Source organism: Streptomyces sp. GL_148 (assembly GCF_057834205.1).
Window position 1 is genome coordinate 8409185 of the sequence record NZ_CM174396.1, and the last position, 13470, is coordinate 8422654.

Here is a 13470-nt window from a genome sequence, read left to right on the forward strand (position 1 = left end):
GGTCGTGCCCTACGGTGACGGCGGGCCGGGTCCCCGGCCCGCGCCCCGGTGTCCGCCCGTACGGGGCCTGCGCGGCAGGGCGATGGCCGCCAGCGGCAGGGCGACGGCCAGGACGCAGCTCGCGACGGTGAAGGCCGCGGAGGTGGCGGCGACGGTGACGACGCCCGCCTCGTCCGCGGAGTTCTCGTTGGCGGCCAGGACGACGGCCCCGGCCACCGCCAGCCCCACCGCCCCGCCCAGTTGCCGGATGCTCTGGCGCAGGACGGAGGCGTCGGCCCGCTTGCCCGGGGGAACCGCGCGCATGAGCTCGGCGCTCAGGGCGGGGACCGGCAGGCCCATCCCGGCCCCCGCGAGGAGCATCCCCGGGACCTGCCAGAGGTACTCGCGCGACGGCAGGGCGGCCGTCCAGGCCACCGCGCCGACGGTGGCGGCCGTCAGACCGAGCAGGACGGGCACCCGGACCGAGCGGGAGCGGTCCAGTAGGAACCCGGAGAGGAAGGTGCCCGCCGCCGAGGCCGCGACCAGGGGCAGCAGGGCGATCCCGGTGGCCAGGAGTGAGAGGCCCATCGCCTGGCGCAGGTACACCGTGCCGTGCACCAGCACGATCAGCTGGGGTGCCTGCACCAGGAAGGTGAGCGCCACGGCCACGGCGTACGGACGGATGCCCAGCAGCCGCAGGTCGAGGAGGGGGTGGCGGGACCTCAGGATGAGACGCACCGCCACGCCCATCGCCACGGCGCCCGTCGCGAGCCCGGTGAGCGTCCTGACATCGGTGAAGCCCCAGACGCCGCACTGGTAGAGCCCGAGGACGAGCACGACCAGGGAGAAGACCACCGCGAGGGGCTGGACCACGGACAGGGAGCCGCCCTGCGCCCGATTGCTCAGCCGCGCCCTGGTGATCATCCACAGGCACGCGGCGCCGACGGGCAGGTTGACGAGGAAGACGGAGCGCCAGCCGAGGAGGTGGGTGAGGACCGCGCCCACGATCGGGCCGAGGACGAGGAAGAGCTGTGCCAGACCGGCGTAGACGGCCAGGGCCCGGCCCCGGGCCTCTTCCTCGTACACGTCCGTGATCACAGACGTGGCCACCGGCAGCATCAGCGCACCACCGATGCCCTGTACGGCCCTCACCGTGACGAGGTACGGCTCGGCGGCGTCACCCGACGGGGCCAGCGCGCAGAGCCCCGACGCGGCGGCGAAGACCGCGGTGCCGATCCGGAAGGTGGTCAGCCGGCCGATCCTGCGGGCCAGCATCCCTCCGACCGGTACGAACGCGGCCAGCGCGAGGACGTAGACGATGACCACGCCGTGCATCGTGAAGGTGGTCAGCCCGAGGCCCTGCGCCATCGGATCGAGGGCCACCGCGACGACGGTCTGGTCCAGGCTGACCATCCCCCCGGCGCACCCGACGGCCGCGACGACGTAACGCCTGCGGGGCGGGGGCGGGCCTTCAGGCGAAGGCCGCAGGTGCGGGGTCGACTCCTGCTCCCGGCGGTTCGAGCACCCCGGAACACGGGGTGGGGCGGACTGCGGGCCTGGTCCCGGGGCGGGTGGGGCGGATCGCGCGGCCAGGTTCCCGCGCCCGCCCAGTATGGGGCGGTGGCGGCCGGTCCGGCGTGGATCGCGGGGCACCGGGCGTGGCGGCAGACGGAGGTGACGTCGCAGGTGGTGGCGTTGCGGCGGCGCTGCTCCGCGGCGCGCTTCACTCCTCGGGGGCGTCGCCTACGCCGGGGGCGAGGGCCAGATGCCGCCGAGCAGGAGCCGCAGTTGGCCGGCGAGCCGGGTGGAATCCATCGCGTCGGCGGAGGTGAGCGCGAGGCGTGCGAAGTGTTCCGCGGCGGCGACCAGCGCGTGGGCGAGGACCTCGGGGTCCGGTGCGGGCCCTTCGGGGGCCGGCGCGGACTCGATCCATGAGGCGACCCGGCGCCGGAACCGCTCCCGGTCCGCTTCGATGCGCGCGTGGACGGCCGGGGGAGTGGTCGCCGGAGTCAGCAGGATCAGGCGCCACGTGTCCGGGTCTTCCCGCAGCATGGCGGCCATCCGGTGGACCGCCTCGCAGGCGAAGTCGACCGGGTCGTGGGTGCGGCGGGTGTCGTGAACGCTCGTGAGCAGGCGGGTGTAGGCGCGTTCCTGCTGGCGGTCGAGGAGGGTGAGCAGCAGGTCGTCGAGGTCGTCGAAGGCCCCGTAGACCACCGAGCGCGCGACCCGCGCCCGCTTGGCGATCGCGTCGATGGAGACCCGGGCGTAGCCGTCGCTCACGATCACGGCCAGGGCCGCGTCGAGGAGTTGCTCGCGGCGTTCGGCGATCGGGACGCGCGGAGCGTAGGGGCGCCGCGTGCGCGGCCTGTCGTTCGGAGGCGTCGGTGTCGACACCTTGGCATCTTACGACAGTCGTGTCTTAATTTAAGACAGTCCTGTCTTATTGGGGGAGCGGTGCGCACCCGCTGCCAGGAACACGAGGGAGCGGTCTGATGGCCCGACTGCACGGCAAAGAGGTCGAACCGCACGAGGACTACGGGTTCTTCGGTCCCGGATCGGTGGTCTGGAAGGTGTGGAGCTACCCGACGGCTCCCACGGTGGGCTTCCAGCGCTCCGTGGTCGTGGAGGAACTCGACCCGCCGCTGGTGGCCGCGGTCCACGGCACCCAGGGCATCTACGACCGCACGCGCACCCGCTACGACCGCACGCTGCGCTACTTCGCGATGGTGGCCTTCGCCGGCTCGGATCAGGTGTGCAAGGCGGCGGACGTCCTGGTCAAGGTCCACTCGAAGGCCATCGGTCAACTGCCCTACGGCGAAGGCACCTACGACGCCAACGACCCCGCCTCGCAGCTGTGGATACAGCTCACCGGCTGGCACTCGATCCTGTACGCCTACGAGAAGTACGGGCCCGGCAAGCTCACCGCCGAGGAGGAGGCGGAGTACTGGGAGTCCTGCGCCCTCGCCGCGGAGTTCCAGACCTGCTCGCCCGACGACGTCCCGCGCGATCGCGCCGGGATCCGGGCGTACTTCGAGCGCATGCGCCCGCGGCTGGAGGCCAGCCCGATCGCCCGGCAGGCCATGAACCACCTCCTGAACACCGACCTCGTCCTCCCGCCGACCCCGTGGTGGATGAGGCCCGCGCGGATGGTCGTGGCCAGGACGCACCGGATCGCCACCATCGCCACCATGCCGCGCTGGATGCGGGAGATGGCGCAGATCCGGCAGTCCCGCCTCCTGGACGTCCTCGTCGTACCGGTCATGCGGACGTCCTTCGCGCTCGCCCACCTCAGCCCCCGGGTCGAACTGTTCCTGCTGGGGATGCTCTCCCCCTCCACGGTCAAGGTGGTCGCGCCCGTCAAGCTCGGCGTACCTCCCCGCACCAAGGAGGTCCTCACCCCCGAACAGGCCCGCACCCGCCACGGCTACGCGAAGCCGGCCGAGGCGCACGCCGAGTTCCGGGCGCGCCAGGCGGTACGGGTCTTCGGCGACGGGAAGCCTGCGAGCGACCAGGGACTCGTCGAATCCCAGGAGGTACTGGGCCCGCTGGCCTGACGCGCGACGGGGAGCTCCGCCCGCCGACGCCCGGTTCCGGGCGTCGGCGGACCGCATCATGTCGTGGCGTGGTCCGTGGCCTGCCGGTCGAGGGGGACGCCCAGGCCGTCGGCCAGGGCGGTGAGGGTCGCTCCCAGGGGGAGTGCGACCCGGGTGGCGGCGTGGCGGTCGCCGCGGGTCGGGTCCCGGTTGACGATCAGTACGGGCTTCCCGCCCCGGGCCGCCTGGGACACGAACCGGAGCCCCGACATCACCGTCAGCGAGGAGCCCAGGACCAGCAGCGAGGTCGCCGCGTCGACCAGTTCGCGGCAGTGTGCGACCCGCTGCGGCGGGACGGTCTCGCCGAAGAACACCACATCCGGCTTGAGGATGCCGCCGCACAGCGCGCAGGGCACCGGGCGGAAGTCTCCGACCTGGTCGTCGGTGAGGTCGGCGTCACCGTCCGGGTTCAGTGCGACGTCCGCCGGCGCGAAGCCGGTGTTGGCCTCCTCCAGCCGTCGGGCGAGTTCCCGGCGGGGGCTGAGGGCTCCGCAGGAGAGGCACACGACCCGGCCCAGGCTTCCGTGGAGTTCCACCACTCCCTCGCTGCCGGCGGCCTGGTGCAGTCCGTCGACGTTCTGGGTGATCACGCCCGAGAGCATCCCGTGCCGCCCGAACGCCGCGACGGCCCGGTGCCCGGCATTGGGCACGGCCCGCCCGAACGTGCGCCAGCCGAGGTGGCCGCGTGCCCAGTAGCGGCGCCGGGCCCGAGCGCTGGAAGTGAACTCCTGGTACGTCATGGGCGTGTGCCGGCTCAGGCTGCCGCGCTCACCCCGGTAGTCGGGGATGCCCGACTCCGTGGACATCCCGGCCCCGCTGAGCACCAGCACCCCGCCGGCCCGCAGCGCGTCGGCGACCGGCCCCGGGTCCGTGGTGCCGGGCGGCAGGTCCGCGGTCGGGGTCCAGCTCAAAGTGGGACGCGTACGCATGCCGCCAGGGTACGGAAGCGCCCGGACATCGGCACGGGGCCGACTGCGGGCGTCCGGGCATCGTCCACCCTCACGATGGCCCTTGCCGTAAGCCGATAACGTTGTTATTTTTGTGAGACGCAGTTTTCGCGCGGACGCAGCAGGGGGTTGCCATGGACGGCGTGCACATCACGATCCTCGACGACGGCAGGGAAACGGTAGTAGCCGCACAGGCGGGCCCGGCGGGCCGGATCCTCCTGACCCCCGAGGCGGCCGAAGAGGCCCTCGGCTGGGTCCGCAAGCCGCACGGCTGGTGCCGGGGCGACCTCTGCGTGCCCGCCTCCGCCGCCGCCCGGGCCGAACACGACGGTCTGCTCGACCCGGTGGCGTTCGCCGGCCTCCTCGACCGCCCGGTCGCGACCGACACCGGGGTCATCGCCCTCGGAGTCTCCGCGCAAGAACGCGCACAGGCCCTCGCCGGCGCCACCGCCCCGGACTTCACCCTCCCCGACGTCGACTGTGTGCCGCACTCGCTGAGCGACCTGCGCGGCCGCAAGGTCGCCCTGGTCTTCTGGGGCTCGTGGTGCGGCTGCCGCTACGACCTCCCCGAATGGGAGCGCCGCCACGCCGCACTCGCCGGGCACGGCTTCAGCGTCCTCAGCGTCGCGGTGGACCGCCGCGCCGCCGACGCCGCGCCGTGGATCGCCGAGGCCGCGGTCACCCACCCCGCACTCATCGACACCGACGGAGCCGTGTCCGACCTCTACGACGTCCTGAACGTCCCGACCGTCCTGTGGATCGACGAAGAGGGGAAGGTGGCCCGCCCCAACGACACCCAGTTCGCGACCGACCTCTTCCGCGAACTGTCGGGCCTGGACTCCGGCGCGGCGCTGGCCGCCCTCGACCGCTGGGTCCTCACCGGCGACAGCGGACTGTCCCACGAGGACGTCGCCCGGCACACCCGCCGCGCCACGGCCGGCCAGCAGCAGGCCCGCACCGAAGCGGCCCTGGCCCTGTGGCTCCACCGGGCCGGCCGGGCGACAGAAGCCGAACGGCACTTCGCACGCGCCGAAGAGCTCGCACCACAGGACCTGACGATCTGGCGCGGAACCATGCCCCTGCGCGGCCTGGACCCGATGGGCGACGAGTACTTCGCCAAGCGCACCGCACTCACCGAAGCCGGCATCCCGATCTACCGCCCCCTCGGTGACTGGCAGCAGGCATGAGCGGCGACCTCTACTCCCGTGCCCAGGTCCAAGGCCATGAAGCGCTGCGCGCCGCCCTCCTCGACCTCGCCGCCCAACTCCTCGCGGCGGAAGGCCCGGCCGCCCTGACCATGCGCCGCATCGCCACCGCGGCCGGCTGCTCCACCACGGTCCTCTACCGCCACTTCGGCGCGAAGGACGGCATCGCCGAGGCCCTGTACCAGGAAGGCTTCGCCCGCCTGCGCCGCAGCCTGGAGGCCGTCCCTCCATCGGCCGACCCGCCCACCCACTTGGCCGACCTGGGCCGCGCCTACCGCGAGAACGCCCTGACCGAACGCAACCTCTACCAGGTCATGTTCGCCGGCCTCATCCCCGGCTTCGCCCCCACCCCGGAGGCCCGCGAGGTCGCCGCCGCCAGCCTGGAAGTCCTCCGAGAAGCCGTACGAGCCTGCGCGGCGAACGGCGTCTTCCGCCCGGACGTGGACGTCGACGAGGTCACGGACGTCATCTGGGCCGCCGCGCACGGCTCGATCACCCTGGAACTCGCGGGCCACTTCACGGCCGAGACGGCGGAGCACCGCTACCAAACCCTCACCAGAGCCGCGGTAGCCGCATTCCTCCTTCCTGCGCAGCCCGCTGTTCGAGCGGCTGATGATGGCTCACCCGGGAACTCCTCGATGCGGTCGTCGTGAGCGAGCGTCATGCGCCCTCCCGCGCGCGTACCGTGGGGGTACGACCCGCCGGGAGGAACAGCCGATGAGCGCGCAGCCCGACCACGCCACCGTCACGCCGTACGCCCCCGCACCCGGAGCCCCGGCCGAACTCCTCGACCAGCTGCGCACCGACCGGCGTGCCCCGCAGTGGGTGCCGGCCTTCGAGCGGGAGTGGACCGCCGCGCTGGAGGAGTCCCGCCGCACGTTCTCCCTCGCCGCGCTGTACGAGACCCTCCAGGACTGGCAGGCCCGCCTCGCCTCGGCCGCGGCGGTCGACGCCTTCGTCGCGTCCGGCTACGACGACAGCGGCTTCGTGGAGGCGGCCGAGCCGCGGAGCGGGCGCCGGTGACCGGACAGCCGTACGCGATCCGCTTCTCCGGGCCGGCCGCGAAGGTTCTCGACACCCTGCCCGAGCACGCCGGGGACACGGTCTGGGACGTCCTGGACGCCGCCGTGGCCGATCCCTGGGGGTTCCCCCAGTGGAACCCCGACGACCCCGAGGGGCAGGACGTGCGGCTGGCCTCCGTCGGCCGGGTGTCCCTCACGTACTGGATCAACCGGCCCCTGCACCGCCTGTCCGTCTTGAACATCCTGTGGTTCGTCGGCTGAAGGCCGGAGCGGAGGGCGCCCTCAGGCCCCTCGGACTGCTCGGGCCGTTCAGTCGGCTCAGACCGCCGGAGGGTTGAGGCGGGCGAAGCCCTCCTGCCGGTGGTACGGGAAGTAGGGGTAGGGGGCTGTGCGGGTGCTCGCCGCGTCGAGCTTCGCCATCTGCTCCGGGGTGAGCGTCCAGCCCACCGCGCCGAGGTTCTGGCGCAGCTGCTCCTCGTTGCGGGCGCCGATGATGACGGAGGACACGGTCGGCCGCTGGAGCAGCCACCGCAGGGCGATCTGGGGGACGGCCCGGCCGGTCTCCGCGGCGATCTCGTCCAGGGCGTCGATCACGCGGTAGAGGTACGCGTCCTCGACCGGCGGGCCGTAGTCGGCGGTGTCGTGCAGCCTGCTGCCGGCGGGCAGCGGCTGACCGCGGCGGATCCTGCCCGTGAGCCGGCCCCAGCCGAGCGGGCTCCAGACGATCGCGCCCAGACCCTGGTCGAGTCCGAGCGGCAGGAGCTCCCATTCGTAGTCGCGGCCGACGAGGGAGTAGTGGACCTGATGGGCGACGTAGCGAGGGCGGCCGTGCAGGTCGGCTGCGGCCAGTGACTTCATCGCCTGCCATCCGGAGAAGTTGGAGATGCCGGTGTAGCGGATCTTCCCCGCCCGGACCAGGTCGTCCAGGGTGGACAGCACCTCCTCGACGGGAGTGCCGGCGTCGAAGGCGTGTAGCTGGAAGAGGTCGATGTGGTCGGTGTCCAGGCGGCGCAGCGCGTCGTCCACGGACGTGATCAGGCGGGACCGGGAGGTCCCTGCGTCGCCCGGGCCGTCGCCCATGGGCAGACCGGCCTTGGTGGAGATGAGTACCTGGTCCCGGCGCCCCTTGAGAGCGGCTCCCAGGACCTCCTCCGAGGCGCCCGCGGAGTAGACGTCGGCGGTGTCGAACATCGTGACGCCGGCGTCGATGCAGATGTCCACGAGGCGGCGCGCCTGCTGCACGCCGGTGTCGCCCCAGGCGCCGAAGAGCGGCCCCTGCCCGCCGAAGGTGCCCGCTCCGAAGCTCAGTTCCGGGACCAGAAGCCCGGACGCACCCAGCCGCCTGTACTCCATGACGCATCCTCTCCTCACCCGCGGCTCCATTTAATGGGACCGTGGTTTCGTTAAGATGGCCCGAGCGTAGCAAGTCCCGACAGTTAATGGAACTGGAGTCCCGTTATGGAGTTCGCCGAAGCCGGGCCGGACCGCGTGGCCGAACCAGGCTCCGAGCCAGGCGCCGGGCCCGGCAGTGCGCGGCCCGGAGGGCGTACGGCGCGGGTGCGCGAGGCAGTGCTCCGGGCCGCCGAGGACGTCCTGGCCGAGCGGGGCTTCGCCCACCTGGACCTCGCCGACGTCGCGCGGCGCGCCGACGTCGGGAAGACGACCGTCTACCGCCGGTGGGGCACCGTCGGCGGCCTCATGGCGGACGTGCTGCTGGACATGGCGCAGCAGTCCGTTCCGCGGGCGGAGACGGGCTCGCTCCTCGGAGACCTGACGGCCAACGCCCGGCTGGTGTGCCGCACCCTGGCGAATCCCCGCCAGGGGGCCCTGTTCAAGGCGGTGATCGCGGCCGCCGCCGGCGACCCCGAGGCGGCCGAAGCGCTGCACGGCTTCTACGCCGTGCGCGTCGAGGAGTGGGCGCCGTGCGTCCGGGACGCCCTGGCCCGCGGCGAGGTGCCCGGGGGCACCGACCCGCACGAGGTGATCCGCGCGGTGTCCGCCCCCCTCTACTACCGCTTCCTGACCACGGCCCTCCCGCTCGACGACGCCGCGGCCGACCGCTCCGCCGCCGCCGCCGCGGCGGCCGCCCGCACGGGGGCGTACGTACGGGAGGTGTAGTGGTTATGGGTAGATTGCCGGATGCCGGGAAAGTGCTCGACATCGGCCCACCGCCGCATAGAGTCCCAGCTCAGGAAGCCAGTTCCCGCAACAGCGGGGATGAACAGGGGACAGCCGGGTCCGGCCTCCCCGACGGCGCTCGGTCACAATGAAGCGCTGGGCGGTGCGGTGGCCGAGAACGGAGAGGATCTGATGAGCGGGGCCGACGAGGGACGGCAGTGGCCGGACGAGGTCAGTGTCGACAACGCGAGGACGACGCTCCTGCAGCTCCTCGCACGAGCAGGGGTCCCTGCCGGTGACGCGCGCGAACTGATCGGTCTGCTGGAGGCGGGCACGCTCGCGCTCGCGCACGAGGAACTCAGCGGCGTGGAGCGGAGCGCGCCGGGGGACAAGGGCGAGCCGTACGAGTCGGGATGGCTCGACGGCGCCGGGGACCTCTTGGCGGAGCTGGGCGCCGTCACCGAGCGGACCCTGGTCCGGGTGGTGAGCCCCGACGGGGAACAGGACGCGGCCGGACTGCGCCCGCGGGCCAGGCGCATGGAGGTGGAGCGGGCACAAGTGGCGCTCACACCCCTGTACCTGTCGTTCGCGGAGGTCTCGGAGCTGGATCCGGAGGCGACCGAGGAGGTGCTCACCGCCGTGCTCGCCACGATGAGCACGAGGCAGCGGGCCCGCTACGCGGGGCGGCTGACGGAGTTCACCGAGGCACACCGGGACCGGCTGGGGCGGCTGTTCGCGAGGTTCGGAGCGGGCAGCGCCATCACCGTGCACGGCCGTTTGTCGCTCGTTCACTCCGCTACGAGCATCGCCGTACTGGAGCGGCTCGTCGCCGAGCCGCAGGCGCTGCGGGAGGAGTGGGACGCGGCGGAGCTGCCGCCCGCGTGGCTGGACGGGCTGACGACGGCCTGGGACGCCTCGGCCTGACCGTCCGACCACCGCTCGATCGTTTCGACCCGCCTTGATCCGCTCTCTTGACCCGCTGTGGCCATTCGATCAAGATCCCCGCATGACCCTTCCCGGACTGCCCCGCGAAGACCGCGTGTTGAGCCCCCACACCGGCTACACGCGCGCGCACTGGGAAGCGGTGGCCGACGGGCTGCTGCGCGCGGCCTGGCGGTGGGCCACGCCGCGCGGGGCCCTGCTCGACCTGCCGGGACGGCCGTCCGCCTCCGGGGTGCGCTCCGACGGCCTCGAAGGGTACGCACGCACCTTCCTCGCCGCGGCGTTCCGCGTGTCCGGGGCCGGGGGAGCGGACCCGTACGGCTGGCTGGAGCGGTACGCGGACGGCCTGGCGGCGGGAACCCGGACGCCTGGTCGTGACGACGCGGAGTCCTGGCCGGTCATCCGGGACGTGCACGCGGGGGGCCAGCCCATGGTCGAGTCGGCCTCGGTGGCCCTCGGGCTGAGGCTGACCCGGCCGTGGCTGTGGGACCGCCTCGACAGCGCGGTGCGGGACCGGACGGAGGCGTGGTTGCGCGGCGCCCTGCGCCATGTGCCCGCCCCCAACAACTGGTACCTCTTCCCCTACACCGTGGCCGGATTCCTGGAATCCGTGGGCCGCGGCGACGACGAGACGGCCAGGGTCCGCAGCCGCGCCCTCGACCTCCTGGAGGGCTGGTACGCGGGCCAGGGCTGGTACGCCGACGGCGAAGGCCGCGCCTTCGACCACTACAACGGCTGGGCGCTGCACCTGTATCCGGTGCTCGACGCCCACCTGGCCCACCTCGACGCCTCGCCGGACCCGGCGCTCCCGCCGGACCCGGCGCTCCCGCCGGACCGGGCCGACCGGCGGGCCCCGCACGGTGACCGCCTGCGGGCCCACCTGGAGGGCTTCTCCCTCCTCTTCGGGGCGGACGGGGCGCCGATCCACTTCGGGCGCTCCCTCACCTACCGCTTCGGCGCCGCGTCCGCCGTCGGCCTCGGCGCCGCCACCGGCCACACCCCGCTCACCCCCGGCACCTCGCGCCGCCTGATCAGCGGATCACTGCGCTACTTCCTCGACCGGGGCGCCGTCGGCTCCGACGGCCTGCTGGGCCTCGGCTGGCACGGCCCGCACGAGGCGACCCTGCAGCGCTATTCCGGGCCGGCCTCGCCGTACTGGGCTTCCAAGGCCTTCGTCTGCCTGCTCGCCCCGGCGACGCACCCGCTGTGGACGGCGACGGAAGAGCCCGCGCCCAGTGAGGGACCCGACCGGGTGCTCGCGCTGACCGCGCCCGGGCTGCTGATCCAGACCACCCGCGCCGACGGGATCGTACGACTACACAACCACGGGAGCGACCACGTCGGGCCGGACCAGCCGGAAGCGGCCCGCGACGAGGACCCGCTCTACTCCCGCCAGGCCTACTCCACCCGCAGCGGCCCCACCACGGGCGCCAACACCCCGGACAACCACCTCGCCGTGGTCGTGGCAAGCGCCCGCAGTGCCCGGCGGCGCATCCACCCGCTGGGCACCGGACAGGGGAACGGCTGGGGCTGGGCCGCGTCCTGGCACCGGCCGGTCTTCCCGACGGGCGCGCCGACCGTCCCCGGCCTGCGCGTGGAGAGCGTGACCTTCGTCCGTGGCCGGCACGAACTGCGTGTGCACCGGGTGCACGGAGCCCCGTACGGAGCCCGCGTGGAACAGACGGGCTGGGCCACGGGGCCCGAGGACCCACTGCGCTCGGAGCTCCACCCGGTCCACGGCTGGGAGGCGCGGGACGCGGCGAGGGCGCCGGCCGGGACCGCCTTCACACGATGGGCGAGCGTGCCCCGGCTGACGGCCGAGGCCGGGGGAACGGGCCTGTACGCGGCGCTCGTCGCGCTCACCGGCACCGGCACCGGCGAGCCGGATCCGGCGCCGATCGCCGAGGCGCTCATCGGGGTGACGGCGGACCACAGCTCCATCGAGGTGCGATGGGCGGACGACGGATCGCTGACCCGCATCGCCTTCGAGCCCCTGAGCGTGGAGCACCCGCCACCGGTCAGCGCCACCGGGTAGCGGCCGCAGGCCCCGCACGTCTCCTGCCGGCTACGTCACTGGTCCTGAATGCGCCGGAACGGCCGGTCGGCCTCCAGCTCGAAGGCGATCTCCAGCAGCTTGCGCTCACCACCGGGACGGGCGGCGAACATGACACCGACGGGCAGCCCGTCCGGCGTCGCGCTGGCGGCGGGCATCGAGATCGACGGAGTACCGACGATGTTGTCGACCGGCGTGAAGGCCACGTACGCGAGGATCCGCTCCATCAGCTTCGCGTAGGGAACGGTCGGGCTGAGGTGGCCGATCGGCGGCGTGGTGTGGGCGAGCACCGGCGACATCACGAGGTCGAGCCCGCGGAAGGACGCCGCGTAGGCCTCCTTCGTACGCTTCAGCCGCCGCAGCACGCCGGGAGTGCGCCGCCAGTTCCTCAGGTACTCCTCGCGCAGCCCCTGGCTGAGGCCGTCCATGCGGTGCCGGTCGAAGTCCGCGCCGAGGGTCCGGCCCGTCACGCCGAGGAGGAAGGACAGCATCCCCCAGTACGTGAGGAAGTCGTCGGTGAAACTCGGATCCATGCCCAACTCCACCGGCTCCACGGTGTGTCCGAGCCGTCCGAGCGTCTCCACGGTCTCCGTGACCGCCGCACGGGTGGAGGCGTCGGAGTGGACACCGTTCGGCGAGTCCAGCACGAAGCCGATGCGCAACCGGCGCGCCGAGGGGCCTTCGACCAGGCCGACGGGCGGCAGTCCGGGGCTCCGCCGGTACGTCTCGGCAGCGGCGAGGAAGGCGGCGGCGTCCCGCACGGAACGGCTCACGACTCCGTCGGAGATGATGTCGAGCGGCAGTTGGCGGCCCAGGGCACTGGGCACGACGCGTCCACGGGACGGCTTGAGCCCGACGAGTCCACAGCAGGCCGCGGGTATGCGGATCGAGCCACCGCCGTCATTGGCGTGGGCGATCGGCACGGCGCCGGCGGCCACCAGAGCCGCGCTGCCGCCGGACGAACCGCCCGCCGAGTAGTCCGTGTGCCAGGGGTTGCGCACCGGCTCCGCACCGTCGTACTCGGTGGTCGGGCTGAACCCGAATTCGGGCAGCCGGGTCTTGCCCAGAACGGTGACGCCGCTGCTCAGGAGCTGCCGGGTGAACGGTGCGTGCCGCCGAGCCGGCCTCGGCCGGAAGGCGGCGCTGCCGTGGCCCGTGGGCAGCCCCTGGAAGTCGGTGTTGTCCTTGACGAAGGTCGGCACCCCGGCGAAGGCACCGCCCGTCCCGACGGCATGCGCCGGGCTGTCGACGTGCACTTGGACCGCGCCGAGCCGTGCGTCGACCGCCCGCACCCGCGCCCCGGCGTCCCGCGCGGCCTCGGCGGGGGAGACCTCGCCCCGTCGGATCGCCGCGGCGAGACCGACGGCGTCGTGCTCTCCCAGCGCGTCGTCCCGGAACGCGTGCACGAGGGTCCGTTCGTCGAAAGTCGTCACCGCTGCGTCAGCCCCCGTCGTGTGGATGGTCGTCGGGCCATCATTCCCTACCAGCAGGTAACACGCGAGGATTTCGCAAGTCATCGATGGGACAGGGTGATTGGGCACCCGTTCCGAGCGAAGCGCTGCCGCTGCGCGCCCGTGTGTGCCGACGCATTCCAGGCGGCACAAGCGCCGA

Annotated in this window: 13 protein-coding genes; 8 read left to right on the forward strand and 5 right to left on the reverse strand. The window is 73.2% G+C overall.

All coding sequences use genetic code 11. From position 1 onward, the window contains the following. Window positions 1-9: 9 nt before the first annotated feature. Window positions 10-1392, reverse strand: a complete 1383-nt coding sequence (locus tag AC3IYI_RS37870; RefSeq protein WP_489407956.1) for an MFS transporter — start codon at window positions 1390-1392, stop codon at window positions 10-12. Window positions 1393-1722: 330 nt separating this feature from the next. Beyond that, window positions 1723-2373: a TetR/AcrR family transcriptional regulator gene (locus AC3IYI_RS37875; protein WP_489407957.1), complete on the reverse strand. Its 651-nt coding sequence runs from the start codon at window positions 2371-2373 to the stop codon at window positions 1723-1725. A gap of 98 nt (window positions 2374-2471) precedes the next feature. Here AC3IYI_RS37875 and AC3IYI_RS37880 point away from each other — a divergent pair, with 98 nt between their 5' ends. Further along, entirely contained in the window at window positions 2472-3533 is a 1062-nt protein-coding gene (locus AC3IYI_RS37880) for an oxygenase MpaB family protein (RefSeq protein ID WP_489407958.1), read from the forward strand. A 56-nt stretch (window positions 3534-3589) separates the two neighbouring features. On the opposite strand, the gene AC3IYI_RS37885 is transcribed toward AC3IYI_RS37880, so the two are convergent. After that, window positions 3590-4501: an NAD-dependent protein deacetylase gene (locus AC3IYI_RS37885; RefSeq protein WP_489407959.1), complete on the reverse strand. Its 912-nt coding sequence runs from the start codon at window positions 4499-4501 to the stop codon at window positions 3590-3592. A gap of 152 nt (window positions 4502-4653) precedes the next feature. Here AC3IYI_RS37885 and AC3IYI_RS37890 point away from each other — a divergent pair, with 152 nt between their 5' ends. The 4 genes from AC3IYI_RS37890 to AC3IYI_RS37905 all read left to right on the forward strand — a co-directional run bounded on the left by AC3IYI_RS37890 (window position 4654) and on the right by AC3IYI_RS37905 (window position 7007). Further along, a complete protein-coding gene (locus tag AC3IYI_RS37890; protein ID WP_489407960.1) occupies window positions 4654-5706 on the forward strand; it encodes a redoxin domain-containing protein in 1053 nt (350 codons plus the stop codon). Beyond that, a complete protein-coding gene (locus AC3IYI_RS37895; RefSeq protein WP_489407961.1) occupies window positions 5703-6377 on the forward strand; it encodes a TetR/AcrR family transcriptional regulator in 675 nt (224 codons plus the stop codon). The genes AC3IYI_RS37890 and AC3IYI_RS37895 overlap by 4 nt, the downstream gene beginning before the upstream one ends. Window positions 6378-6441: 64 nt before the next feature. Next, the gene (locus AC3IYI_RS37900) at window positions 6442-6747 is read left to right on the forward strand and encodes a DUF6247 family protein (RefSeq protein ID WP_489407962.1); all 306 of its coding nucleotides are present in this window, start codon (window positions 6442-6444) and stop codon (window positions 6745-6747) included. Next, the gene (locus AC3IYI_RS37905; RefSeq protein ID WP_489407963.1) at window positions 6744-7007 is read left to right on the forward strand and encodes a hypothetical protein; all 264 of its coding nucleotides are present in this window, start codon (window positions 6744-6746) and stop codon (window positions 7005-7007) included. The genes AC3IYI_RS37900 and AC3IYI_RS37905 overlap by 4 nt, the downstream gene beginning before the upstream one ends. A gap of 57 nt (window positions 7008-7064) precedes the next feature. Here AC3IYI_RS37905 and AC3IYI_RS37910 read toward each other — a convergent pair whose 3' ends face one another. After that, complete coding sequence (locus AC3IYI_RS37910; RefSeq protein ID WP_489407964.1) at window positions 7065-8099, reverse strand: aldo/keto reductase; 1035 nt, start codon at window positions 8097-8099, stop codon at window positions 7065-7067. Window positions 8100-8204: 105 nt separating this feature from the next. On the opposite strand from AC3IYI_RS37910, the gene AC3IYI_RS37915 reads away from it, so the two are divergent. The 3 genes from AC3IYI_RS37915 (at window position 8205) to AC3IYI_RS37925 (ending at window position 11841) form a co-directional block, all read left to right on the forward strand. Beyond that, window positions 8205-8864 carry a TetR/AcrR family transcriptional regulator gene (locus AC3IYI_RS37915; RefSeq protein WP_489407965.1) on the forward strand — a complete coding sequence of 220 codons (660 nt, stop codon included), beginning with the start codon at window positions 8205-8207 and terminating at the stop codon, window positions 8862-8864. A 192-nt stretch (window positions 8865-9056) separates the two neighbouring features. Then, window positions 9057-9788 (forward strand): hypothetical protein, encoded by a 732-nt coding sequence (locus AC3IYI_RS37920; protein WP_489407966.1) that lies wholly within the window; start codon window positions 9057-9059, stop codon window positions 9786-9788. 82 nt (window positions 9789-9870) lie between these two features. Continuing rightward, window positions 9871-11841, forward strand: coding sequence for a DUF2264 domain-containing protein (locus tag AC3IYI_RS37925; protein WP_489407967.1), 1971 nt, complete (start codon window positions 9871-9873; stop codon window positions 11839-11841). Window positions 11842-11876: 35 nt separating this feature from the next. On the opposite strand, the gene AC3IYI_RS37930 is transcribed toward AC3IYI_RS37925, so the two are convergent. Then, the gene (locus tag AC3IYI_RS37930) at window positions 11877-13292 is read right to left on the reverse strand and encodes an amidase (protein ID WP_489407968.1); all 1416 of its coding nucleotides are present in this window, start codon (window positions 13290-13292) and stop codon (window positions 11877-11879) included. Between the last annotated feature and the right edge of the window lie 178 nt (window positions 13293-13470).